At 69.3% G+C, this 23,684-nt stretch carries 21 protein-coding genes; 12 read left to right on the top strand and 9 right to left on the bottom strand.

All coding sequences use genetic code 11. The annotated features are described in order from the left end of the window. Positions 1-71 precede the first annotated feature (71 nt). Positions 72-566 carry a MarR family winged helix-turn-helix transcriptional regulator gene (locus JIX56_RS15865; protein ID WP_257550897.1) on the bottom strand — a complete coding sequence of 165 codons (495 nt, stop codon included), beginning with the start codon at positions 564-566 and terminating at the stop codon, positions 72-74. A 164-nt stretch (positions 567-730) separates the two neighbouring features. On the opposite strand from JIX56_RS15865, the gene ilvA reads away from it, so the two are divergent. The 3 genes from ilvA (at position 731) to JIX56_RS15850 (ending at position 3,991) form a co-directional block, all read left to right on the top strand. After that, positions 731-1,960, top strand: coding sequence for a threonine ammonia-lyase (ilvA, locus tag JIX56_RS15860; RefSeq protein ID WP_257541240.1), 1,230 nt, complete (start codon positions 731-733; stop codon positions 1,958-1,960). A 172-nt stretch (positions 1,961-2,132) separates the two neighbouring features. Next, a complete protein-coding gene (locus tag JIX56_RS15855; RefSeq protein WP_257541238.1) occupies positions 2,133-3,149 on the top strand; it encodes an ATP-binding cassette domain-containing protein in 1,017 nt (338 codons plus the stop codon). Further along, positions 3,146-3,991: an ABC transporter permease gene (locus JIX56_RS15850; protein WP_257541236.1), complete on the top strand. Its 846-nt coding sequence runs from the start codon at positions 3,146-3,148 to the stop codon at positions 3,989-3,991. The genes JIX56_RS15855 and JIX56_RS15850 overlap by 4 nt, the downstream gene beginning before the upstream one ends. 62 nt (positions 3,992-4,053) lie before the next feature. Here the strand turns inward: JIX56_RS15850 and greA are convergent, their stop codons facing one another. Together greA and JIX56_RS15840 are read right to left on the bottom strand one after the other, a co-directional pair. Continuing rightward, entirely contained in the window at positions 4,054-4,554 is a 501-nt protein-coding gene (greA, locus tag JIX56_RS15845; protein WP_257541234.1) for a transcription elongation factor GreA, read from the bottom strand. 196 nt (positions 4,555-4,750) lie between these two features. Continuing rightward, a complete protein-coding gene (locus JIX56_RS15840) occupies positions 4,751-5,149 on the bottom strand; it encodes a DUF4307 domain-containing protein (protein WP_257541232.1) in 399 nt (132 codons plus the stop codon). A 248-nt stretch (positions 5,150-5,397) separates the two neighbouring features. Between JIX56_RS15840 and mca the strand changes: the two genes are divergently transcribed. Then, positions 5,398-6,252, top strand: a complete 855-nt coding sequence (gene mca / locus JIX56_RS15835) for a mycothiol conjugate amidase Mca (RefSeq protein WP_257550895.1) — start codon at positions 5,398-5,400, stop codon at positions 6,250-6,252. Between the two features lie 21 nt (positions 6,253-6,273). Further along, on the top strand, positions 6,274-6,525 hold the full coding sequence (locus JIX56_RS15830; RefSeq protein ID WP_257541230.1) for a hypothetical protein: 252 nt from the start codon (positions 6,274-6,276) through the stop codon (positions 6,523-6,525). A 292-nt stretch (positions 6,526-6,817) separates the two neighbouring features. Here the strand turns inward: JIX56_RS15830 and JIX56_RS15825 are convergent, their stop codons facing one another. Beyond that, the gene (locus tag JIX56_RS15825; protein WP_257541228.1) at positions 6,818-10,132 is read right to left on the bottom strand and encodes a tetratricopeptide repeat protein; all 3,315 of its coding nucleotides are present in this window, start codon (positions 10,130-10,132) and stop codon (positions 6,818-6,820) included. A 267-nt stretch (positions 10,133-10,399) separates the two neighbouring features. Between JIX56_RS15825 and JIX56_RS15820 the strand changes: the two genes are divergently transcribed. The 5 genes from JIX56_RS15820 (at position 10,400) to JIX56_RS15800 (ending at position 19,349) form a co-directional block, all read left to right on the top strand. Then, complete coding sequence (locus tag JIX56_RS15820; protein WP_257541226.1) at positions 10,400-12,442, top strand: thioredoxin domain-containing protein; 2,043 nt, start codon at positions 10,400-10,402, stop codon at positions 12,440-12,442. 214 nt (positions 12,443-12,656) lie between these two features. Next, the gene (locus JIX56_RS15815) at positions 12,657-13,925 is read left to right on the top strand and encodes a glycosyltransferase (RefSeq protein WP_257541224.1); all 1,269 of its coding nucleotides are present in this window, start codon (positions 12,657-12,659) and stop codon (positions 13,923-13,925) included. Continuing rightward, positions 13,922-15,664, top strand: a complete 1,743-nt coding sequence (locus JIX56_RS15810) for an ArnT family glycosyltransferase (protein WP_257541222.1) — start codon at positions 13,922-13,924, stop codon at positions 15,662-15,664. The genes JIX56_RS15815 and JIX56_RS15810 overlap by 4 nt, the downstream gene beginning before the upstream one ends. Beyond that, entirely contained in the window at positions 15,661-16,887 is a 1,227-nt protein-coding gene (locus JIX56_RS15805; protein ID WP_257541220.1) for a glycosyltransferase, read from the top strand. The genes JIX56_RS15810 and JIX56_RS15805 overlap by 4 nt, the downstream gene beginning before the upstream one ends. An 83-nt stretch (positions 16,888-16,970) precedes the next feature. Continuing rightward, the gene (locus JIX56_RS15800; protein WP_443032040.1) at positions 16,971-19,349 is read left to right on the top strand and encodes a galactose oxidase-like domain-containing protein; all 2,379 of its coding nucleotides are present in this window, start codon (positions 16,971-16,973) and stop codon (positions 19,347-19,349) included. 174 nt (positions 19,350-19,523) lie between these two features. On the opposite strand, the gene JIX56_RS15795 is transcribed toward JIX56_RS15800, so the two are convergent. The 5 genes from JIX56_RS15795 to JIX56_RS15775 all read right to left on the bottom strand — a co-directional run bounded on the left by JIX56_RS15795 (position 19,524) and on the right by JIX56_RS15775 (position 21,737). Then, entirely contained in the window at positions 19,524-19,937 is a 414-nt protein-coding gene (locus JIX56_RS15795) for a hypothetical protein (protein ID WP_257541218.1), read from the bottom strand. Positions 19,938-20,053: 116 nt separating this feature from the next. Next, positions 20,054-20,320: a hypothetical protein gene (locus JIX56_RS15790; RefSeq protein ID WP_257541216.1), complete on the bottom strand. Its 267-nt coding sequence runs from the start codon at positions 20,318-20,320 to the stop codon at positions 20,054-20,056. Then, positions 20,317-20,520, bottom strand: a complete 204-nt coding sequence (locus JIX56_RS15785; protein ID WP_257541214.1) for a hypothetical protein — start codon at positions 20,518-20,520, stop codon at positions 20,317-20,319. The genes JIX56_RS15790 and JIX56_RS15785 overlap by 4 nt, the downstream gene beginning before the upstream one ends. Then, a complete protein-coding gene (locus JIX56_RS15780; RefSeq protein WP_257541212.1) occupies positions 20,520-20,807 on the bottom strand; it encodes a hypothetical protein in 288 nt (95 codons plus the stop codon). Before JIX56_RS15780 ends, JIX56_RS15785 begins: the two co-directional genes overlap by 1 nt. Before the next feature lie 210 nt (positions 20,808-21,017). Continuing rightward, complete coding sequence (locus JIX56_RS15775) at positions 21,018-21,737, bottom strand: GntR family transcriptional regulator (protein ID WP_257541210.1); 720 nt, start codon at positions 21,735-21,737, stop codon at positions 21,018-21,020. 60 nt (positions 21,738-21,797) lie between these two features. Between JIX56_RS15775 and JIX56_RS15770 the strand changes: the two genes are divergently transcribed. Next, positions 21,798-22,613: a class I SAM-dependent methyltransferase gene (locus tag JIX56_RS15770; RefSeq protein ID WP_257541208.1), complete on the top strand. Its 816-nt coding sequence runs from the start codon at positions 21,798-21,800 to the stop codon at positions 22,611-22,613. Between the two features lie 319 nt (positions 22,614-22,932). Further along, the gene (locus tag JIX56_RS15760) at positions 22,933-23,403 is read left to right on the top strand and encodes an NUDIX domain-containing protein (RefSeq protein ID WP_257541207.1); all 471 of its coding nucleotides are present in this window, start codon (positions 22,933-22,935) and stop codon (positions 23,401-23,403) included. Positions 23,404-23,684: the final 281 nt, after the last annotated feature.

Genomic DNA, 23,684 nt, shown 5'->3' with positions numbered 1-23,684 from the left:
GCGTCTTCGTCCGCTATGTACGACGAGGGCCCGGTCTCATATGAGGCCAGGAGCGGGCGCCCGGTCAAGGGTCAGGACGCCGACGGTGCCTCCGGGGCTGCCGCCATGCGGGCGGAGAGCTCGGTGTTGAAACGGGTGAGGAGGGTGCAGAAGGCCTCGCGCTCCTCGGGGGCCCAGTCCTGGGTCAGCTCGGCCATCAACTGGCGCCTGGAGGAACGTACCTCCTCGAGCCGGGAGAGCCCGCGCGGCGACAACTGGAGCACGACCGCGCGGCCGTCCTCCGGGTGCGAGGTGCGCTTGACGAGACCGGTGTCCACGAGCGGCGCCACCTGACGGGTGACCGTCGAGGAGTCGATCCCCATGCTCGCCGCGAGCGCCTTGACGCCCATCGGGCCTTCCTTGTCGAGGCGGTTGAGCAGCAGATACGCGGCACGGTCCATGGAGTTGCGCACCTGCCCGACGCCGCCGAGCCGGGTCTGCTCGGCGCGGCGTGCGAACACCGCGACCTCGTGCTGCAGCGTGTCGAGAAGACCGTGGTCACCGACGGTCGTCATGTCCATCGACATTTCAGGTGTTGTGGGCATGGCCAAAGGCTCAATTCATGCGTGAGGCGCTGGGTTGGGGGACAGAGTACGCGGACCGGGCGTGAGGTGTGCGGGCCCCGCTGAAACCAGGTCCCGCCCCTTGGTCACACCCGCGTTCGGCCCCTGTGAACTGCGAGACTGTGGTCATGAGCTACAGCACGGCTGACTCCTTTCCGCGGGTGACGCTCGACGACGTGCGAGGCGCGCAGAAGATGCTTACGGGCATTTCACGTGTCACCGCCATGGAGGGCAGCAGGCATTTGACGCAGCTCGTCGGCGCGCCCGTGCACTTCAAGTGCGAGAACCTCCAGCGGACGGGCTCGTTCAAACTGCGCGGCGCGTATGTCCGTATAGCGGGTCTGCTGCCCGAGGAGCGTGCCGCCGGCGTCGTCGCCGCGAGCGCGGGCAACCACGCCCAGGGAGTCGCCCTCGCCTCCTCGCTGCTCGGCGTGCGCTCCACGGTCTTCATGCCGAAGGGCGCCCCCCTGCCGAAGATCAGCGCGACCGAGGAGTACGGCGCCGAGGTGCGCCTGCACGGCACGGTGGTCGACGAGACGCTGGCCGCCGCCCAGGAGTACGCGGACGAGACGGGCGCGGTGTTCATCCACCCGTTCGACCACCACGACATCATCGCAGGTCAGGGCACGGTCGGCCTGGAGATCCTGGAGCAGTGCCCCGAGGTGCGCACGATCGTCGTCGGCATCGGCGGGGGCGGGCTCGCGGCGGGCATCGCGGTCGCGGTGAAGTCGCTGCGGCCCGATGTGCGCGTCATCGGTGTCCAGGCGGAGGGCGCGGCCGCGTATCCGCCGTCGCTCGCCGCCGGGCTGCCCGTGGCCGTGGCGAACCCGGCGACGATGGCCGACGGCATCAAGGTCGGCCGGCCCGGGGACGTGCCGTTCGCGATCGTCGCGGACCTGGTGGACGAGGTCCGTACGGTCTCGGAGTACAACCTCTCCAGCGCCCTGCTGCTCTGCCTGGAGCGGGCCAAGCTGGTCGTGGAGCCGGCCGGCGCCAGCCCCGTCGCAGCCCTGTTGCGCGACCCGGAGTCCTTCGAGGGCCCGGTCGTCGCGGTGCTCTCCGGCGGCAACGTCGACCCGCTGCTGATGCAGCGCATCCTGCGGCACGGCATGGCCGCCGGTGGCCGCTACCTGCAGGTTCGTCTCCGCCTGACCGACCGCCCGGGCGCCCTCGCGACGCTTCTCGGGGTGTTGTCAGTGGTCGACGCTAATGTCCTCGACGTGAGCCATGTGCGGACGGACCCCCGGCTCGGGCTCACGGAGGTGGAGGTCGAACTGCACCTGGAGACAAGGGGACCGAAGCACTGCGCCGAGGTCAACCACGCCCTCCGCGAGGCGGGCTACACCGTCATCGACTGAGGTCGGCGCGGCTCTTGTCACCCGTTCGGGTAAGTCCATTGAGAGACGCGATACATCGCGTTATGGTGTGTCTCGTATCCGCTCGGCGGTGTGGCCCACGCCACTCGTCAGGCAGAGCGAAAAGTACAAACCCAAGCTTTGTGAAGGAACCCCAACGACGTGGAGAAATCACATGCCAGGCGCCATCCATGCCGAAGGCCTGGTGAAGACCTTCGGTGACGTAAAAGCCCTGGACGGCGTCGACCTCGATGTCCCCGAGGGCACCGTCCTGGGTCTGCTCGGGCCGAACGGCGCGGGTAAGACGACCACCGTCCGATGCCTCACCACCCTGCTGCGGCCCGACTCCGGCAAGGCCGTCGTCGCGGGCATCGACGTCCTGAAAGACCCCGACGCGGTACGCCGCTCGGTCGGCCTCTCCGGCCAGTTCGCCGCGGTCGACGAGTACCTGACGGGCCGTGAGAACCTGCAGATGGTCGGCCAGCTCTACCAGATGCGGGCCAAGGACGCGAAGGTGCGTGCGGGCGAGCTGCTGGAGCAGTTCCATCTCGCCGACGCCGCCGACCGGCCCGCCAAGACCTACTCCGGCGGTATGCGCCGCCGCCTCGACCTCGCTGCCGCGCTGGTGGTCTCGCCGCCGGTGATGTTCATGGACGAGCCGACCACCGGCCTCGATCCGCGCAACCGCCAGCAGCTGTGGGAGGTCATCAAACAGCTGGTCTCCGGCGGTACGACCCTGCTGCTCACCACCCAGTACCTCGAAGAGGCCGACCACCTCGCCCACGACATCGCCGTGGTCGACCACGGCCGCGTCATCGCCCGCGGCACCTCCGACCAGCTCAAGGCCCGCACAGGCGGCGAGCGCGTCGAGGTCGTCGTGCACGAGCGCGCGCACATTCCGACCGCCGTCGAGGTGCTGACCGGCTTCGGCAAGGGCGAGACCACCGTCGAGGAGCACACCCGCCGGCTCACCGTGCCCGTGGCCGGCGGCGCCAAGCTCCTCGCCGAGGTCATCCGCGAGCTGGACACCCGCGGCATCGAGATCGACGACATCGGCCTGCGCCGCCCCACCCTGGACGACGTGTTCCTCTCCCTGACGGGACACATCGCCGAGGCGAAGGACGAGGCCGAGGGGAACGGCGAGGCTGCCGACGCCAAGGGGCGGGGCCGCGGAAAGGAGACCGCGAGGTGAGCATCGTCAGCGGCACCGTGCGGGTCGCACCGCCCGGCAATCCGATCATCCGGTCCATCAGGGACTCCCTGGTCGTCGCCAAGCGGAATCTGATCCGCATGTCCCGGATCCCGGAAATGGTGATCTTCGGGCTCATCCAACCCGTCATGTTCGTGGTGCTGTTCAGCTACGTGTTCGGCGGCTCCATGAACGTCGGCGGTACCACGGACCCCGCCGTCTACCGCGAGTTCCTGATGGCCGGCATCTTCGCGCAGACCGTCACCTTCGCCACCGCCGGCGCCGGAGCGGGCATCGCCGACGACATGCACAAGGGGCTCATCGACCGCTTCCGCTCGCTGCCCATGGCGCGCGGGGCCGTGCTGACCGGACGAACACTCGCCGACCTGGTCCAGACGGCGCTCACCCTGGCCGTGCTGGCCGTGGTCGCCCTTCTGGTCGGCTGGCGCACCCACACCAGCATCGGCGAGGTCCTCGGCGCCTTCGGCCTGCTGCTCCTGCTCGGCTATGCGTTCACCTGGGTCGGCGCCCTCATCGGCCTCTCCGTGCGCACCCCCGAGGCGGCCACCTCAGGCGGGCTGATCTGGCTCTTCCCGGTCACGTTCATCTCGAACGCGTTCGTGGACTCCAGCCGTATGACGCCCTGGCTGCGGCATGTCGCCGACTGGAACCCGTTCAGCGCCACCGTCCAGGCCTGCCGCGTGCTGTTCGGCAACCCGGGGGTGTCGCCGTCGGACGCCTGGCCCATGCAGCACCCGGTCTGGGCCTCACTGATCTACTCGGTCCTGATCATCGTCATATTCCGGACCCTGTCCGTGCGGAAGTACCGCTCGGCGGCGGTATGACGAAGCCCCCGGCGCCGAGGGGCGCCGGGGGCTGGGCCGAGACAAGGGTGCGGCCGTGCGGCTCAGCTCTGATAGGGCACGGCCTTGAGGATCTTCACCGAGGCGAACTTGCCGTTCGGCAGCTCGTACTGGGCGTCCTCACCGACCTTCTTGCCGGTCACGCCCGAGCCCAGGGGGGACTGGGGGGAGTAGGTCTCGATATCGGAGCTCGCATACTCGCGGGAAGCGAGCAGGAACGTCAGGGTGTCGTCCTCGTCACCGTCGAAGGCGATCGTCACGACCATGCCCGGCGCCACCGCGCCGTCCGCCGACGCCGGCGCCTCGCCGACCTTGGCGTTCTCCAGGAGCTGGGTCAGCTGGCGCACACGGAGCTCCTGCTTGCCCTGCTCCTCCTTGGCCGCGTGGTACCCGCCGTTCTCGCGCAGGTCGCCCTCCTCGCGCGCGGCCGCGATCTTGGCGGCGATCTCCGTGCGCGCAGGACCAGACAGGTACTCCAGCTCGGCCTTGAGCTGGTTGTACGCCTCCTGGGTCAGCCAGGTGACGTTCTCGCTGGTCTGGGTCACAGGTGCTCCTCGTAGGTACTGGGAATACAAAGCATCGCCCTACCCAGAAGAATGTTCCTTCACGAGTGGGCGAAACCACGAGCCTAACAATTCAGCGGCGGAAGGGGGAGGACATAAAGCATAAGCGTTACGTCGCCGCAGGTCAGCGCAGTGATGCGGAGAGCCGGGGGTCCCCCGGGCGCCTCGGGGCCGGGGTTCAGCCGGCGTGACAGCCGAGCAGTTCGGCCGTGGTGCCGCGCGCGGTCGTCCTGAGGGTGACGACCTCGTCGATGTCCGTGGTGCCGGCGTCGAAGCGGAAGTCGGCGCGGCCGACCTCGGCGCCGTCCTCGGACTGGGAGCGCACGGTGCAGTAGCCCTCCACACCGGCGTCCTTGTCGCCCCTGAGGTGCACCTTCACCGAGGAGGCCGAGGTATCGAAGGTGTAGATCTCGACGCTGATCTTGTTTCCGGCGACGTAGTGGTAGGCGAACCAGCCGATGAGGACGAGGAGGGCGGCGCCCAGGACGGTGCCGATGACCTTGAGCTTGCGGTCGGCGCGCTCGTCCGCGGAGCGGCCGTAACGGCCCTCGGGCAGCTGAGTGCTCGCCGTGCTCATGGTCGTCCTCTCGGAAAGGGACCGGGAGCTTGCTCCCGGAAGGGGCGTCCAGGCTCTGGACCGGGAATATCCCGCCCCCCGATTCCGTCACTATAGAAGCCTCCGCCCAGCCCCTGACGGCCGCCCCACACGGGTGTCCTGGCGGGACGGCAGTATGGACTCTCCGGATCGCGCCGGACCGAGTCACCGAAGTACAGGCCGGGCGCCGACTTACGAGGGAATGAGTCTTGACTGACCAGCTGCGACTGATGGCCGTGCACGCGCACCCCGACGACGAGTCGAGCAAGGGTGCGGCCACCATGGCGAAGTATGTGTCCGAGGGGGTGGACGTGCTGGTTGTGACCTGCACGGGCGGCGAGCGCGGCTCCATCCTCAATCCCAAGCTGCAAGGCGACAAGTACATCGAGGAGCACATTCACGAGGTACGCAAGAAGGAGATGGACGAGGCCCGAGAGATCCTCGGGGTCGAGCAGGAGTGGCTCGGCTTCGTCGACTCCGGCCTCCCGGAGGGCGACCCCCTCCCGCCTCTTCCCGACGGCTGCTTCGCCCTGGAGGACATCGACAAGGCGGCCGGTGAGCTGGTCAGGAAGATCCGCGCGTTCCGTCCCCAGGTGATCACCACCTACGACGAGAACGGCGGGTACCCGCACCCCGACCACATCATGACCCACAAGATCTCCATGGTGGCGTTCGAGGGCGCGGCGGACACCGAGAAGTACCCCGAGGGCGAGTACGGCCCGGCGTACCAGCCGCAGAAGCTGTACTACAACCAGGGCTTCAACCGCCCCCGCACCGAGGCGCTGCACAACGCGCTGCTGGCGCGCGGCCTGGAGTCCCCGTACGGCGACTGGCTCAAGCGCTGGGACGAGTCCGGCATGGGAAGGGACCGCACCCTCACCACGCATGTGCCCTGCGCCGAGTTCTACGAGATCCGTGACAAGGCTCTCATCGCCCACGCCACGCAGATCGACCCCGACGGCGGCTGGTTCCGCGTTCCGATGGAGATCCAGAAGGAGGTCTGGCCCACCGAGGAGTACGAGCTCGCGAAGTCCCTCGTGGACACCTCCCTCCCCGAGGACGACCTCTTTGCGGGCATCCGCTAGCCCTGGGGGACAATGCCAGGCATGAGCGTAAGCCTGGCAGTCAGCACGCACCTCGGACCCCTCGTCCCTCTCGCCAAGGAGCTGGACAAGGACAAGGTCACCCCCGGCGTCCTCGGCTTCATCGTCTTCGCGGTGATGGCCCTGGCCGTCTGGGGTCTGATGAAGTCGATGAACAAGCACATGGGCAAGGTCGACTTCACGGAGACACCGGACGCCTCCGTCGAGGAGACGACGACGGACGCGGGCGGGAAGACGACGCCGGCGAAGGGCTGAGCGCCGACGCGATGGCTCGACGGTATGACTCCGTGACACCGGTCAGGTGTCACGGAGTCATACCGCGCCGCCGTGAGCGGCGGTCGCCGTAGAGGATCGGTCATGGTGAAGACCGGTCATGGTGAAGACCGGTCATGGTGAAGACCGGTCATGGTGAAGACCGGTCATGGTGAAGACCGGTCATGGTGAAGACCGGTCATGGTGAAGACCGGTCACGGTGAAGACCGGTCACGGTGAAGACCGGTCACGGTGGAGGTCGACCACGGTGGAGGTCGACCACCGAGACCTCCGCTCACCCCTGCCCGCCCGTCACCGGCACCCCCATCACCTCCCGCGCATGCCGGTTCGGCACCATTCCGAGGGTCCAGGCGCGCCAGCCGCCCTCCAGGTTCACGCCCCGCTCCAGCAGCAGCTGATACGCCTCGACGTATTCGGCGAGTTTCTCGTCGCGCAGGGGGTGGTCGGTGCGGGAGAGGTGGGCCAGTTCCTCCTCGGCGACGGCTGTGCCGATCTCGACTCCGCCGGGCGCCGCGTACGGCAGCAGCGTGCACCTCAGGAAGCGGGCCCAGTCCTCGCCCCGGCGGTCGCCGTACGACGTGAACAGCCTCGCCGCCTCGTCGCACAGGGCCAGCGCCTGTGGGGTGCGGGTGTTGCCCGCGTCCACCACGGCCAGCTCCAGGCAGGTCCAGGCCTCGCCGTGGGCCACGCCGATGCGCTGGAAGTCGGCGCGGGCGTCGACGAGGAGCTGGCGGGCGAAGCCGGAGTTCCGGAGCGAGCCGGTCTGGACGGCACGTTGGTCACGGGTGACCCGGGCCGAGTGGTGGCGGGCGCAGGCCAGGCCGTAGACGTCGCGCATGCGGGAGAACGCCGTGCGGGAGCGTTCCAGCTCGCGTACCGCCTGGTCGAGGTTGCCCGTCTCCTCCAGGGCCTGGCCCAGGTAGTAGCCGGTCCAGGCCTCGCCGCGGGCGTCCTCGTTGTCGCGGTGGTGGGAGAGGGCCTGGCGGAGGCCGTCGACGGCGGCGGAGGGATCGCCGGCGACGAGGCGGGCACGGGCGAGCTGGGTCATGGACCAGGCCTGGCCGCGGGCGTCGCGGGTGCGGCCGAACAGGTCCAGGGCGGTCCGCAGCTCACTCTCGGCGCGCGGGATCTCGCCCATGCGCAGCAGCAGCTGGCCGAGCTGGAAGTACGCCCAGCCCTCGCCGTGCAGGGACTCCTGCTGGCGGTGGATGACCAGGGCGCGGGTCAGCAGGTCCAGCGCGTCGGCCAGGTGGGCGCGGTCGCGTTCCACCGCCGCCAGGGCGTGCATCGTCCAGGCGCGGTCCGCCGCCAGTTCGGGGACCGACTGGAGCTGGAGGGCCTCCAGGAGCTTCGCCGCCGCCTCGGTCAGGTTGCCCTGGTGGTGGAGGGTGATGCCCAGGGAGCACAGGGCACGGGCGGCACCCGCGTCGTGGTTCGTCTCCCTGTAGAGGCCGACCACCGACGTCAGCGTCGTACGGGCCTTGTCCAGCTCGCCCAGCTGGCGGGCCGCGATACCCGTACGCCACTGGACCGAGCGGGTCAGCATGCCCTGGCCCACCGACTGGGCCAGCTCGTTCAGCTCACCGAGACGGTAGAGGTCGCCGCGCAGGAGGCAGTAGTCGCACAGGGCGCCGAGGAGGCTGAGGACCGCCGCCTCGTTCACGCCCTCCGCGTGCCGGAGCGTGGAGGTGATGAAGCTCGTCTCGTCGTCCAGCCAGCGCAGTGCCTCGTCCAGGGAGACGAAGCCGTGCTGGCCGAAGCGGTCCGAGCGGGTCGACATGTTGCCGTCGACCAGGCGGAGGACGGAGTCGGCGAGGTCCGCGTAGGTGACGATCAGGCGTTCCTGCGCGGCCGTGCGCTCGCTCGGCTCCTCCTCGTCGAGCAGGCGGGCCTGGGCGAAGGCGCGGACCAGGTCGTGCAGGCGGTAGCGGTTGCCGTGGACATGGTCGATCAGGCCGGCGCGGGCCAGCGCGGTGAGGTGGCGGGTCGCCTCCGTCTCGTCCGTGGCGAGGAGGGAGGCGGCGGCCGCCGCGCCCAGGGACGCGCGGCCCGCCAGCGCCAGGCGGCGCAGCAGACGGCGGGACGGGTCCGACTGGTCGGTGTAGCGCAGCCAGAGGGCGCGTTCGATCGGCTCGACCGGGCCGTACGCGCCGAGGTCGGCGGCGAGTTGGCCCGGCGTACGCGGCCCCAGGGACGAGCCCGCGATGCGTAAGGCGAGGGGCAGACCGCCGCACAACTGCTGGATCCGAGCGACGGATTCGGCGTCGTACGAGGGGGGCGACGACGCCCCCGGGGGCGTGACGGCCGCTGCCCCCGCGGATGCGCCCGCCGCTGCCCCGGCGGGCGCCCGGCCGGCCGACGCCCCCGCCGAGAGCACCGCGCCGTCCTGCGCCGCCGTGCTCAGCAGTTCGTGCGCGCCGTCGCCGTCGAGGGACTCGACGGGGAGCTGGTGGACCCAGGCGGGCAGGTCGGCGGGGAGGGCGAGCGGGGTGCGGGCGGTGACCAGGACGAGGCTGTCGGAGCGTTCGGGGACGAGGACGCGGACCTGCTCGGGGTCGGAGGCGTCGTCGAGGACGATCGTCACCGGCAGGGCGGTCAGATGCTGGTGGTACAGCTCGCTCAGCCGTTTGACCTGCTGGTCCTGGGAGGTGCGCTCACGGAAGAGGAGCTGGTCGCGAGGTGCGCCGAGACGATTCAGCAGATGCATCAGCGCGTCCCGCGTGGACAGCGGGGTCTCCTCCGGGCTGTCGGCGCGCAGGTCGACCACGCAGGCGCCACGGAAGTAGTCCCGAAGCTCGTGCGTCGCGCGGACGGCGAGGGCGGTACGGCCGGAGCCGGGCACGCCGTGCAGCACGACGACCGTCGGCCGGGTCTCGGTCTCGGCGCGGGCCGCCTGCACCCACTGGCGGATCTTCCCCATCTCCGCCCGCCGCCCCGCGAACCGGTCGTCCGTCTCCGGGAGTTGGGCGAACGACTGCTCCAGCACATTGCGGCGCCGCGCCGCCGCGCTCTTGTCGGCGCCGCGCAGCTGGACCGCCTTCTTCTTCGCTGTCGCGGTCGCCGTCGACGCGGCGAGTACGCGCTGCTGGTCCAGGAACGGCCGTATCCCGCGCACCTCCAGCGCCGTCAGCCACTGCAGCCGCAGCTGTTCGGGGCCGCCGGGCTGGCCGAGGGCGCCCGCGTGGTGGTGGTTCGCGGGGAGGTGGGAGGCGGTGACCTTCAGGACCGTGGCCACGGCGCTCGCGATGCCGACGATCACGCCGGTGCTGACGGCGGTGCCGGCGTCGACGCCGAAGGAGAGGTCGGCCACGACCGCCGTGCCGGCGGCCACGGCCGCGACCAGCAGGGGAGTTCCGGAGCCTTCCTTGGCGTAGCGCTGGCCGAAGGTGAGGCGGCCGGCCTCCGACTCGTCCAGTGCGCGGGTGTACGCCTCGTACTCCTCGGCCGCGTTCTGGGCCATCGTGTCCAGGGCGGCGCGGGCGCGGCCCAGGAGGACCACGCCGTCGGTACGGCCGCCGGACCTGCGGACCTCCTCCTCGACCGCCCGGACCAAGATCCGTTCGGCCTCCCCCCGGTGGCTGTCCCGCATCACAACGTCCCCCTTCGCCGAAACGGTTGCCTCCGGCCAGTGTGCGGCGAATAGTCGGACTAGGCGATAGGGCGTGATCCTCTGCCGGGGACGAGGTTCGGGGTTTCGCCGTGGGTGGTGGGGTTGTTCGCCGACCGCAGGTTTGCCGTGGTTGCTCGCGCAGTTCCCCGCGTCCCTTTCGGGGAGCGCCCGGTGACCCGGTGCCGAGAACGGGACGCGCCCCCGTGCTGAACTGCGATTCCCGGGTACTGGGGAATGATGGTGCCCATGGCGAATCGACTGGCCCACGAGACCTCCCCCTATCTCCTCCAGCACGCCGACAACCCGGTGGACTGGTGGCCCTGGTCGGCCGAGGCGTTCGAGGAGGCGCGGCGGCGGGGGGTGCCCGTGCTGCTCAGCGTGGGGTACAGCTCGTGTCACTGGTGTCATGTGATGGCGCACGAGTCGTTCGAGGACCGGGAGACCGCCGAGTACCTCAACGCCCACTTCGTCAGCGTGAAGGTCGATAGGGAGGAGCGGCCCGACGTCGACGCCGTCTATATGGAGGCCGTGCAGGCGGCCACCGGGCAGGGCGGCTGGCCCATGACCGTGTTTCTGACGCCGGAGGGGGAGCCGTTCTACTTCGGTACGTACTTCCCGCCGGCGCCGCGCCACGGGATGCCCTCCTTCCGGCAGGTGCTGGAGGGCGTACGGGCGGCCTGGGTGGACCGGCGGGACGAGGTCGCCGAGGTGGCCGAGAAGATCGTGCGGGATCTGGCCGGGCGGGAGCTGAAGTTCGCGGCCATGGACGTGCCCAGCGAGGAGGAGCTCGCGCAGGCGCTGCTGGGGCTCACCCGGGAGTACGACGCGGCGCGGGGCGGGTTCGGCAGGGCGCCGAAGTTCCCGCCGTCGATGGTGATCGAGTTCCTGCTGCGGCACGCGGCGCGCACGGGCTCCGAGGGCGCGCTGCAGATGGCGCGGGACACCTGTGAACGCATGGCCCGCGGGGGCATCTACGACCAGCTCGGCGGCGGCTTCGCCCGGTACTCCGTCGACCGTGAGTGGGTCGTGCCGCACTTCGAGAAGATGCTGTACGACAACGCCCTGCTCTGCCGGGTCTACGCCCACCTGTGGCGGGCCACCGGCTCCGACCATGCCCGGCGGGTGGCGCTGGAGACGGCCGACTTCATGGTCCGCGAACTCCGTACCACCGAGGGCGGGTTCGCCTCCGCGCTGGACGCCGACAGCGACGACGGGACCGGGAAGCACGTGGAGGGGGCGTACTACGTCTGGACTCCGGAGCAGCTGACCGAGGTCCTTGGGGAGGAGGACGCCCGGCTCGCCATGCAGTACTTCGGGGTCACGGAGGAGGGCACCTTCGAGGAGGGGGCGTCCGTACTGCAACTCCCGCAGCAGGAGGGCGTCTTCGATGCCGAAAGGATCGAGTCGGTCAAGGACCGGCTGAATGAGGCCCGTTCGCGGCGCCCCGCGCCCGGTCGCGACGACAAGGTGGTCGCCGCCTGGAACGGGCTCGCGATCGCCGCGCTCGCCGAGACCGGCGCCTACTTCGACCGCCCCGACCTGGTGGAGGCCGCGATCGCCGCCGCCGACCTCCTCGTACGACTGCACCTGGACGAGAAGGCGCGGCTCGCGCGGACCAGCAAGGACGGGCAGGTCGGCGCCAACGCGGGGGTGCTGGAGGACTACGCGGATGTCGCGGAGGGGTTCCTCGCGCTGGCGTCGGTCACGGGGGAGGGGGTGTGGCTGGAGTTCGCGGGGTTCCTGCTCGACCATGTGCTCGTACGGTTCGTCGATGAGGAGTCGGGGGCGCTGTACGACACCGCGGTCGACGCGGAGAAGCTGATCCGGCGGCCCCAGGATCCGACCGACAACGCCGTGCCGTCCGGGTGGAGCGCGGCCGCGGGAGCGCTGCTCAGCTATGCCGCGCACACCGGTTCCGAGCCCCATCGGGCCGCCGCCGAGCGGGCGTTGGGCGTGGTGAAGGCGTTGGGGCCGCGGGCGCCCCGGTTCATCGGATGGGGGCTCGCCACGGCGGAGGCGTTGCTCGACGGGCCGCGTGAGGTGGCGGTCGTCGGGCCGGAGGGACATCCGGGGACGAAGGAACTGCACCGGACGGCGTTGCTGGGGACCGCGCCGGGTGCCGTGGTGGCCGTGGGGACCACGGACAGTGACGAACTGCCGTTGCTGGCCGACCGTCCGCTCGTGGGCGGTGAACCGACCGCGTACGTCTGCCGTAACTTCACCTGTGACGCTCCCACGACCGATGTCGACCGGTTGCGTACGGTTCTCGAAACGGCGTCAAGCGGCTGAAACACGTCGGATCAGGGCCGGGAGAAGCTGAACAACTGTCATGAATTGGGCTTGTGTTCGGACACGTCCGCTTACATGTTCCCCCGAACGGAAACACGGTTTTTATCGGAAGGGTCCCCGAGGTTCACAGTTTCCCCCTACTCTCCTCACAGTGACGCGACGGGCGTAACCGCCCGTCGCGACAGGGGGTATTGGGGATCCGGGGGGATCTATCTTGCTGACGTCTGTCTTCATCGTCGTCGTCTCGCTGTCCTTGTTCTGGATGGCGGCGTTCACCCTGTGGTGGCAGATGCACGCGTGGCGTACGCCCGAAGTGCTCGCTTCCACCCGTTTCAGCAGACCGGACGGCGACGAGCATGTGTCGTTCTCGCTGCTCCTGCCGGCACGCCATGAACAGGCCGTGCTGGACCACACCATCCAACGACTGCTCGAATCGAGCCACGACGACTTCGAGATCATCGTGATCGTCGGGCACGACGACCCGGAGACCACCGAGGTGGCCCGGGCCGCCGAGGCGCGCGACCCGCGCGTCCGCGTGGTGGTCGACCACCACGAGAAGAAGAACAAGCCGAAGGCCATGAACACGGCGTTGCCGCACTGCCGCGGTGACGTCGTCGGGGTCTTCGACGCGGAGGACCAGGTCCATCCGGAGCTGCTGACGCACGTCGACCACGCCTTCCTCACCACGGGCGCGGACGTCGTGCAGGGCGGGGTGCAGCTCATCAACTTCAACTCCAGCTGGTACAGCCTGCGCAACTGCCTGGAGTACTTCTTCTGGTTCCGCTCCCGGCTGCACCTGCACGCGCAGAAAGGGTTCATCCCGCTCGGGGGCAACACCGTCTTCGTCCGCACCGATGTGCTGCGCGAGGCCGACGGCTGGGACCCCGACTGCCTCGCCGAGGACTGCGACCTGGGCGTGAGGCTGTCGAGCGTCGGCAAGAAGGTCGTCGTCGCCTACGACTCCGACATGGTGACCCGGGAGGAGACCCCCGGCAGCCTGATGTCGCTGATGAAGCAGCGCACCCGCTGGAACCAGGGCTTCCTCCAGGTCTACCGGAAGAAGGACTGGAAGCAACTGCCCAGCTTCCGGCAGCGGTTGCTCGCCCGCTACACGCTGATGACGCCGTATCTCCAGGCCATCTCCGGCGTGATCATCCCGCTCAACGTGGCCATCGCGCTCTTCCTCGACGTGCCCGTCGGCGTCGCCTTCATCACCTTCCTGCCGGCCGTCACCGCCCTCGTCACCTTCGTGTTCGAGATCGTCGGACTGCACGACTTCGGCAAGCAGTACGGCCTCCGCGTCCGGTTCGTCCACTACGCCAAGCTCGTCGTGGGCGGCCCCTTCTACCAGGTGCTCCTCGCCTTCGCCGCCGTACGCGCGGTGTGGCGCGAGCAACGCGGCCGCAACGACTGGGAGTTGACCAGTCACGTCGGCGCGCATCTCGTGAACGCGAACGTGAACCGAGAGGACGTTCCTGCGTGACCTCCACACTTCCCGCGGCGACCAAGACACAAGTCAAGGTCCCCGCGCAGCGGACAGCTGCGCCCACAGCCGGTTCGACCAGTCGAACAACCGCTTCCGGTTCCGCTTCCGCCCCGCCGAAGCGCCTGCGCGACTCGCGCCCCGACCTCATCCTCTGCGGTGTCCTCCTCGTCGCGATCCTGATCGTGCAGGGCTGGAACATCGCCGACTACCCGACCCTCAGCGACGACGAGGGCACCTACCTCGCGCAGGCCTGGGCCGTGCAGGAGGGCCGAGGGCTCGCCCACTACACCTACTGGTACGACCACCCGCCCTTCGGCTGGATCCAGATCGCCGTACTGACCTGGATCCCCGCCCAGCTCGCCCCCGAGTCGATGACCGTCGGCTCGATGCGCGCGGTGATGCTGGTGATCAGCGCGATCAGCGCCGTCCTCGTCTACGTCCTCGGCCGCCGCCTCTCGCTGCCCCGCTGGGCCGCCGGCCTCGGCATGGCCCTCTTCGGGCTCTCCCCGCTGTCGGTGGTGCTCCAGCGGGAGATCTTCCTCGACAACATCGCGGTGATGTGGACGCTGCTCGCGTTCTGCCTCGCCGCCTCACCGAACCGTCACCTCTGGCACCACTTCGGCGCGGGGCTGGCCGCCGCCGCGGCCGTGCTCACCAAGGAGACGATGCTCCTCGTCCTGCCCGCCGTGCTGCTCACCATGTGGCGGCACAGCCACCGCGACACCCGGAAGTTCGCCATCACCGGCGCCGTCACCGCCTGCACCCTGATCGGCGTCTCGTACCCGCTGTTCGCCCTGCTCAAGGGCGAGTTGATGCCCGGCGACGGCCATGTGTCGCTGTGGGACGGCATCGTCTACCAGATGAGCCGCCCCGGCTCCGGCTTCATCCTCACCGAGGGCACGGGCTCCTACGGCGTCCTGCAGTCCTGGCTCTACTACGACCGCGTCCTGCCCCTCGGCGGACTCGCCGGCGCACTGCTCCTCCTGGTCACCTGGCGCTGGTCGGTGACCGCGAGAGCCCTCGCCGGCCCCGCGCTCGCCGTCGCGATCCTCGCCGGAATGGCTCTGCGCCCCGGCTATCTGCCCGCGATGTACGTCCTCCAGGCCCTGCCCTTCCTCGCCCTCGTCCTCGCGGGCGGCACTGCGAGCGTCACGCACGGCGTACTGCGCAGGTGGCGGAGTACGACGGAGAAACGTTCCCTGACGTGGGCGCGCCACGGGGTCGCCCTCGTCCTCGCGGCCGCCGCCGCCGTGTACGTCGTCCCGCGCTGGTACGACGGCAACCACACCGCGATGACGTTCAACGCCAACGCGCCCTACGAGCAGGCCTCCAAGTGGCTCGGCTCCGAGATCGACAACCCCGGTGACACCCGGGTCCTCGTCGACGACGCGCTCTGGCTCGACCTCGTCCACGAGGGCTACAAGCCGGGGCTCGGCGTCATCTGGTTCTACAAGGCGGACCTCGACCCCGCGGTGACGAAGACGATGCCGCGTGGCTGGCGCGACCTCGACTACGTGGTCGCCTCCCCGACGGTACGGCGCGACGCGGTCGACCTGCCCAACGTGAAGGCCGCGATGGAGAACTCCACACCGGTCGCCACCTTCGGCACCGGCGAGGACCGCATCGAGATCCGCAAGATCGAGGCCGCCGGCGGAGACGACCGGGCGCGCGAGACCGAGGCGGCCGGCGACGACGACCGCATCCGCGAGACCGAGGCCGCTGGAGGCGACCGATGACCAGCGGAAGTTATGAGTCCACCGTCCCCGATGAACTCGGCGACCCGGCCGTGCGAGGGGCCGAAGTCCCCGAGCCCGCGGCCGTCACCATCGTCGTACCGACCTTCAACGAGTCCGCCAACGTACGGGAGCTGCTGCACCAGATCACCGAGACGGTGCCCGGGCGGCTGCCCTGCGAGGTCGTCTTCGTGGACGACTCCACCGACGACACCCCCGACGTCATCAACGTGGCCGCGCAGGACTGCCCGTTCCCGGTGACCGTGCTGCACCGCGACGAACCGGTCGGCGGACTCGGCGGCGCGGTCGTGGAAGGCATCAAGGCGGCCGGCTCCGACTGGATCGTCGTCATGGACGGCGACCTCCAGCATCCGCCGTCCCTGGTACCGGACCTGGTGGCGACCGGGGAGCGGTCGTCAGCGAGTCTGGTGGTCGCCTCCCGCTACATCAAGGGCGGCAGCCGGGCCGGACTCGCGGGCAGCTACCGCGTCGCCGTCTCACGCGGCGCGACCTGGCTCACCAAGTCCCTCTTCCCACGCCGGCTGCACGGCATCAGCGACCCGATGAGCGGCTTCTTCGCGATCCGCCGCAGCGCGGTCACCGCCGACATCCTCCAGCCGCTCGGCTACAAGATCCTCCTCGAACTCGCCGTGCGCAGCCGCCCGCGCCAGGTCACGGAGGTGCCGTTCGTCTTCCAGGACCGGTTCGCCGGCGAGTCCAAGTCGACCGCGCAGGAGGGCCTGAGATTCCTGCGCCACCTCGTCGGACTGCGCACCGCCTCACCGCTGGCCCGCATGTTGGTCTTCGGACTGATCGGCGTCACCGGCTTCCTGCCGAACCTCGCGGGCCTGTACGCCCTGACCTCGGCCGGTATGCACTACGTCCCCGCCGAGATCCTCGCCAACCAGCTCGGCGTGCTCTGGAACTTCTACCTCATCGAGCACCTGTGCTTCCGCGAGCGACGCAAGTACCGCAAGCGATGGGACCGCGTCGGCCGGTTCGCGTTGCTGGCCAACGCCGACCTGGTGCTGCGCATCCCGCTGATCGCCCTGTTCGTCGGCAGGTTCGAGATGCATGCCCTGACCGCCACCGCGCTCGCGCTGGTGATGACGTTCGTCCTGCGCTTCGTCGGGACCGAAGCGCTGGTCTATCTGCCGCGCAAGAACTCTCGCCGCGGGGAGCGCGGCGAGAAGAAGCAGGCCGAGCCCGCAAGGAGAGCCGCGTGAAGAAACACTGGACGTTGCGTTTGCCGAACCGTTCGAAGTTCCGGGTCAGACCCAGACCCAGACGCAGAACGGCCCTGCTGGCCGTGGGCGCCCTGGCCTCCGGCCTTCTTCTGATCTCACCCCAACCCGCGTCCGCCGCCAACCTCATCCAGAACCCCGGCTTCGAGACCGCCGGTACGGGCGACATGCCGTACTGCTGGGAGAAGTCGGGCTGGGGCGACAACGACTTCACCTTCACCACGGTGGCGGACGCCCACTCTGGCTCCAAGGCCATGAAGGTAGAGCTGACCCGCCGGGTCTCCGGCGACCGCAAGGCCCTGATCACCGAGTCGGCGGCCTGCGCGCCGACGGTCTCGGTGGGCAAGCAGTACGACCTGGGCCTCTGGTACAAGTCGACGACCCCCGACACGTCCCTCACCCTCTTCCGGCACGACACCACGGCCGGCTGGCAGTACTGGACCGACCTCAAGACGCTGGAGATGGCGGGGAGTTGGACCGAGGCGACGGTCCGCACCCCCGAGGTCCCGGCGGGCACCGACCGGATCAGCTGGGGTGTCTCCGTCTACGGCACCGGCTCCGTCACCACCGACGACTACACGATGGACCAGGTCGCCGACCCCGTCCCCGAGCCGGCCTGCACGGGCACGCCGGAAGAATGCCAGAACGGCCGCTGGGACGTCCTGCCCACCCAGAACCCCGTCCGCTCCATGCACTCCGTCGTCCTCAACAACGGCAAGGTCCTGCTGATCGCCGGCTCCGGCAACAGCGAGCAGATGTTCGAGGCAGGCACGTTCACCAGCGCGGTGTACGACCCGAAGAACGGCACGTACAAGCAGATCCCGACACCGGACGACATGTTCTGCGCGGGTCATGTGCAGCTCGACGACGGCCGGGTCCTGGTCATGAGCGGCAACAAGGCGTACCCGGCGGCCGACGGCTCGCACGGCTACGAGGGCTACAAGGACTCGTACGTCTTCGACCCGGTGACGGAGACCTACACCAAGACGAACGACATGAACGACGGCCACTGGTACCCGTCGGCGACGATCCTCGGTAACGGTGACGTCATCTCGTTCGGCGGCCTCCGCGAGGACTCCACCGGTTCGGTGGCGGCCGAGCTGTGGTCGGACGCCGAGCAGAAGTGGCTCGAACTCTGGAAGGTCAACCAGACCTGGTCGTACTGGGGCCTGTACCCGTCGATGATCCTCATGCAGGACGGCCGCCTCTTCTACTCCGGCAGCCATGTCTTCGGCAACAACATCCCGGGTACGGGTTCGGCGATCTACGACTACGGCGCCAACACGATCACGCAGGTCCCCGGCCTCCAGAACAAGGACGAACGCGACCAGTCCGCGAGCGTTCTCCTGCCCCCCGCCCAGGACCAGAAAGTCCTGACGATCGGTGGCGGCAACATCGAATCCAACCCGGAGGCGAACCGCCTGACGGACGTCATCGACCTGAAGGCCGCGAACCCGTCGTACGTCGCGGGCCCGCCGATCCCGCAGGGCACGGTGGACCTGGGCAACGGCAAGATCGCCCAGACCGGCAACCAGGGCAAGATGTACGTCTCGGCGGTCCTGCTGCCCGACGGCAAGGTCCTGGAGACGGGCGGCGCCCTGCACAACCGCGCCAACCCGGTCTACGAGACGTCGATCTACGACCCGGCCACCAACACCTTCGACCCGGTGGCCACGGACCCGGAGGAGCGCGGCTACCACTCCTCGGCGTTCTTGCTGCCGGACGGCCGCGTCATGACCACCGGCGACAACCCGGGCAACGGCACGTGGAACCACGACGTGTCGATCTACACCCCGCCGTACCTGCTGAAGGGCCCCCGCCCGAAGATCACGTCGTTGATCGACAAGGAGTGGGTGTACGGCGACACGCAGCGCATCACGGTGGACCGCCCGATCGCGAAGGCGGAACTGATCCGTCCCGCAGCGGTCACCCACTCCTCCGACCCGAACCAGCGCTTCGTGGACCTGCCGCTGTCCGTCGACGGCAACAACGTCGACCTGAACGTGACGAGCAACCCGAACCTGGCCCCGCCCGGTTGGTACATGCTCTTCGCGGTCGACGCCAACGGCGTCCCGTCGGTGGCGGAATGGGTCCACCTCCAGGGCCCGTCCGCCCTGGCCGCCGCTTCCGGCGAAGCCCCCTCGGCCCACGTCCACGACTTCGCGGACGCCCCGAAGGGCAAGACCACCGGCCCGGGCAAGAAGACCAAGTCCAAGAAGGTCAGCCCGACCATCTCCGGCTGCGACCGCCACTACGGCACGGCGAACGTCTGCGTCCCGACGACCTTCCCGGACGAGGTCAAGAAGACGACGGCGTCCCGCTGCGAGTGGCTGAAGGAGAACAACTACGGCCGCCTGAAGGTCAACGGCAAGGACGACCCGCTGAAGCTGGACCGCAACAGGGATGGTCTGGCGTGTGGGAAGGCGGATCTGAAGAGAACGTAGGGGCGGGCGCGGGGCACTGCGCGACCAGCCCCATACGGCCCGCAGCGCCCCGCTAACCCGAACTCCTCAACAGGGCACCCCACTTCAGGGCCACGGCCCCGTACCCGACGATTGTCCATCGGGCACGGGGCCGTGGCCTGACCTGTGTCGGTACACACCTCATTTCATTTACATCTACGCCTGGATCCACCGCCTCAGTGCCTCGACCGTGTCCTCCGGCGTCGTGTTGAAGCACAGCCGGATCCCGGGCGCCGCCTCGGTGAGCACGTTGACCAGCCGCTCGAACAGCAGGGTGTTCTCCGGCAGCATCCGTACGCCACCGCCGATCATCGCCAAGCCGAACGCGTGCTCCCGGAGCTGCTCCCGCACGGCCGCCTCGGCCCGATCCGGAGAGACGTCGATCAGACACGGAACAGCATCGAACCCCGCTTCGCGCAGCGCCGCGTTCGCCGCCTCGATCCGGGCAGTGAGCACCGCCTCGTCGACACCGTCGGGCATCCGGCTGTAGTCGAGCGCACTCGGATGCAGACCGATGGACAGTACCTTCGTGTTGCCAGGCAGCGGAGTCACGGTTGTCGGTCGGCCCATGGGCGATGTCCTCTCTGCACATGTCACGGTGATCTCCTCGGCATATCACGGAAGTTGAGCAGAGGGCTCGCCCGTTTCAACTGCTCGGTACGGGGTCGTGGCCTGATCTGTGTCGGTTACGCGCGACCGACGATGCGCGCGGCCCCGGGCGAGGCTTGAACGGGTTGACGACAGTCCGGCGCGGCCGGGGGCACCGGTTGGCCGTCGAGGGCACGGCACAGAGCAGCGTGGAGGTGTTCGGCTTCGGCGAGGCTGAGGGTCAGCTCGGTGTCCGTCGAGTGTCCGCGGGGACCGGTACGCGTCAGCCGTAGCGGTACGGCGAGACGATCGTCGTCGGTGCGGCGTACCGGCCGCCCGGGTGTGCGCTCGATGGTCCAGCTCATGATGTGGTCCCGCCTTTCCCGATGCGCGCCAGGCGGTACGTGCCCCACAGCTGCCGTCCGTCCTCGCACCCGTCCTGGGCTCTGGGGCTGCCCTTGCAGCCGTCGGCGCACTTGCGGGTGTGCTCGAACCACAGCCGGTAGGCGCGGAGCATGGGGATCTCGGCCTGCTGGACGGTGGCCCGTACTCGTCCCTCGGTCATCAGCTCGCCTCCGCGAACTGCCGTGCCTGCCTGATCTGCTGGCGTACCTCGGAGGTCAGGACGTACGCGCCGACGAGGGTGCTGGCGATGTCGGCGGCGGTGATTTCGGGCAGTTCGGTGCGAGGCCACGGACATCGGGCTCGGGCTCTGCGCCGCCGGGCGCTCGCAAGGAAGGCGGCCCACATCTCGGGGGAGGGCTGGTTGACGGACGGGCCTGGGGCGGTAGCCGGTGCCGTGTCCGGTTCCTGGGCCGCGCGGTCGGATTCTGGCGGCGGCCCGAAGAGCACCGCCCTCACCCTTACGAGTGCCCGTGATACAAGGTGCAATGTCGGTCTCCTTGTCAGATCGGCCATGCCCCGGGACCGTGACGGCGGTCGCCGGGGTCTGCCTTGCCCGTTGCCGGGGGTGGAGTGACTGCGTCGCGAAAGCGATCCTGTGCGGCACAAAAAAGAGACTGGACCGGTGGACCGGTCCAGTCAAGCGAAACGTCAGTTTCCCTACCTCATGGGGTAGTTGTCGACCTGCTCGAACACATGCGAGGCCGTCACTCCCTCTTCGCAGACGAGCGGTCGGTGACTCTCGTCAAAGGCCACGTGCAGCACGACAGCCACCGCCGCCGGCTGTTCCACCTCCAACAGGCGGGCCTCTTCGTCGTCGGCCAGCCGTACCGTCGTCGTGTCCGTCCCCTCCACCGGGATACGGCCCGTCTCACGTCGCACGTAGTGCGTGGTCCCCTCCGCGATGGGCCCCTTCAGAGCCAGGCGCGGGGCCGCGTCAGCGACGGCCGGAGGGAACCAGGCCGTCACCAGCGTGTGCGGGGAGCCGTCGTCGAGCAACACGAGCCGGATTCTCCGCAGCGCTTCCTCGCCCGGCTTCAGCCCCAGGGCGTCCACCACACGAGGGGGCGGCACCGCACGGTCCGGGATGCCGAGACGTCGATAGGGAGCGCCGCCTGTCACACGGGTGGAGTCGGCTCTGCGGGCGCCCGCGGGCCGAGCGACCGGAGTCTCGGCGACGGTGAATCCGGCGCCCTGCCGAGCGGCCACCAGGCCGTCATTGCGCAGGACGTCGTACGCCTTCACGACGGTGGCTCTGGACACGTCCCACTGCTCGGCCAGATCGCGGCCGGAGGGCAGCAAGTCACCGGGACCGAACTCGCCGTTCGCGATCCGAGTGCGTAGGTCCTCGGCGATCTGCTCGTACTTCAGCTGCGGCATGGGTTGGGTCTCGTTTCCGATCACTGGACTGGTCCACCGGTGCGCGTCCAGAATGCCCGCATGACGAGCCCTGAGGTAGCGCCGGAGATCGTGAGGTTCTACACCGAGACCATCGACGAGGCGGACCGGCTGTCGACGACGGCGGACGGCCGCCTGGAACTGATCCGCACACAGGAGTTGCTGCGCCGTCACCTGCCGCCCCCACCCGCCCGGATTCTCGACGTGGGCGGCGGCCCAGGCACCCACGCCCGCTGGCTCGTGGCGGACGGCTACCACGTCCACCTCGTCGACCCGATCCCCCGCCACCTCACCCAGGCGGAACGGATCGGCGCCACAGTCGAGTTGGGCGACGCCCGCCACCTCACGGCCGAGGACGCCTCGTACGACGTAGTCCTCCTCCTCGGCCCCCTCTACCACCTCCCCGACCGCCCCGACCGCGACCGCGCCCTCGCCGAGGCCCACCGCGTCCTCAAGCCGGGCGGCCTCCTCGCGGCGGCCGGCATCAACCGCTACGCCTCCCTCTTCGAACACACCGCCTTCGCCCACCTCCACAAGGAGCCCCTGCGCGAGAGCATCTCCGGCATCCTCGCCACCCAGATCCACGACGGAAAGAAGGCGTTCACGAAGGCGTACTTCCACAGCGCCGCCCAACTCCTCGACGAGGTAACCACCGCCGACTTCACCCACACCCACGTCTACGGCATCGAAGGCCCCGCCTGGTCCCTCCTGGCCGCCACCGAACGCCACACCGGCAAGCCCCTCACCGACTCCCCACTCTTCGAGTCGGCCCTGACCGCAGCGCGCATGGCAGAGCCCTACCCGGAGCTGCTGTCAGCGAGCTCCCATCTACTGGCAGTCGGCAACCGGCCGACATGACCGGTTGCCTTCACCACCAACCGCATCACCGGGTCGATCCGCCCCGTGATCTTCCTGCTGCTCGCACACGGCCAGGCGCCGAACTCCCGGCGTGCGCACGCCACTTGAAGCGTCGGTTGTCCCAGCGGACCGGACACGCCTCCCCCAGCGGGTACGCGCGGTCTTTTTCCACGAGGCATATCCGCGGATGAACGACCCACTGCCGCGAGCGAGCGGCCGAAGGCTGCGCCGTCCGCGTCGCGCTGGGCAACGCCGAGAGCGAGTATGTCCAAGTGCGTGGCCGAGAGACGGCCGCACCGGCACACCAGGACGGGTGACCGTGACACGCACCGAGTACTACGACGACCCGAACGCGCCCGAGCCGAACCGCATGGTGGTCGCGGCCTCAGCCGTCGTCACGGACGAGCAGGGCCGCATCCTGCTCCAGCGTCGACGGGACAACGACCTGTGGGCTCTGCCCGGCGGCGGCATGGACCTCACGGACTCGCTACCCGGCACGGCGGTACGAGAGGTCAAGGAAGAGACCGGCCTGGACGTGGAGATCACCGGCCTGGTCGGTACCTACACCGACCCCAAACACATCATCGCCTACACGGACGGCGAAGTCCGCAGACAGTTCAACGTCTGCTTCACCGCCCGCATCATCGGCGGCCACCTCGAAATCTCCGACGAGTCCACGGAACTACGCTTCGTACCGCCCGCCGAGCTGGACCAATTCCCCATGCACCACACCCAACAGCTCCGGCTTCAACACTTTCTTGAGCATCGTGAACGGCCCTATCTCGGTTGAGCGCGGGAGGGGAAGCGATCTCCGTCACCGTCGCCCCCGCCAGCACTGCCAGAACAGCCCGGTATCTCTGCTCGACAACCGACAACTCCACCAGGCCAATCCCGGCCTCCCCACACGCACCGCAACGACGCGCACAGAAGAGCCGATCACGGCCACCGTCAACCATCAGCTGGGATCGAAGTGTCAAGCATCTCCCGGGACTGGACACCCCCCAGCAGACCGACTGAGTTACGACTTTCTCTACTGGTTCAAGGCGGCCCGCCTACGGCGGTCCGCGCGCG

Origin of the sequence: Streptomyces sp. CA-210063, from assembly GCF_024612015.1 — a bacterium.
Classification (GTDB): Bacteria; Actinomycetota; Actinomycetes; order Streptomycetales; family Streptomycetaceae; genus Streptomyces.
This window is presented reverse-complemented; position numbering and strand designations above follow the sequence as displayed.

Bases quoted from the DNA above. Each gene is read 5' to 3' on its own strand.
- JIX56_RS15820 (WP_257541226.1), top strand. From the start codon at position 10,400: ATGGCGAATCGACTGGCCCACGAGACCTCCCCCTATCTCCTCCAGCAC.
- JIX56_RS15775 (WP_257541210.1), bottom strand. From the start codon at position 21,737: ATGCCGCAGCTGAAGTACGAGCAGATCGCCGAGGACCTACGCACTCGG.
- JIX56_RS15840 (WP_257541232.1), bottom strand. From the start codon at position 5,149: ATGAGCACGGCGAGCACTCAGCTGCCCGAGGGCCGTTACGGCCGCTCC.
- JIX56_RS15790 (WP_257541216.1), bottom strand. From the start codon at position 20,320: ATGAGCTGGACCATCGAGCGCACACCCGGGCGGCCGGTACGCCGCACC.
- JIX56_RS15795 (WP_257541218.1), bottom strand. From the start codon at position 19,937: ATGGGCCGACCGACAACCGTGACTCCGCTGCCTGGCAACACGAAGGTA.
- JIX56_RS15825 (WP_257541228.1), bottom strand. From the start codon at position 10,132: ATGCGGGACAGCCACCGGGGGGAGGCCGAACGGATCTTGGTCCGGGCG.
- JIX56_RS15770 (WP_257541208.1), top strand. From the start codon at position 21,798: ATGACGAGCCCTGAGGTAGCGCCGGAGATCGTGAGGTTCTACACCGAG.
- JIX56_RS15805 (WP_257541220.1), top strand. From the start codon at position 15,661: ATGACCAGCGGAAGTTATGAGTCCACCGTCCCCGATGAACTCGGCGAC.
- JIX56_RS15830 (WP_257541230.1), top strand. From the start codon at position 6,274: ATGAGCGTAAGCCTGGCAGTCAGCACGCACCTCGGACCCCTCGTCCCT.
- JIX56_RS15785 (WP_257541214.1), bottom strand. From the start codon at position 20,520: ATGACCGAGGGACGAGTACGGGCCACCGTCCAGCAGGCCGAGATCCCC.
- mca (WP_257550895.1), top strand. From the start codon at position 5,398: ATGGCCGTGCACGCGCACCCCGACGACGAGTCGAGCAAGGGTGCGGCC.
- ilvA (WP_257541240.1), top strand. From the start codon at position 731: ATGAGCTACAGCACGGCTGACTCCTTTCCGCGGGTGACGCTCGACGAC.
- JIX56_RS15865 (WP_257550897.1), bottom strand. From the start codon at position 566: ATGTCGATGGACATGACGACCGTCGGTGACCACGGTCTTCTCGACACG.
- JIX56_RS15855 (WP_257541238.1), top strand. From the start codon at position 2,133: ATGCCAGGCGCCATCCATGCCGAAGGCCTGGTGAAGACCTTCGGTGAC.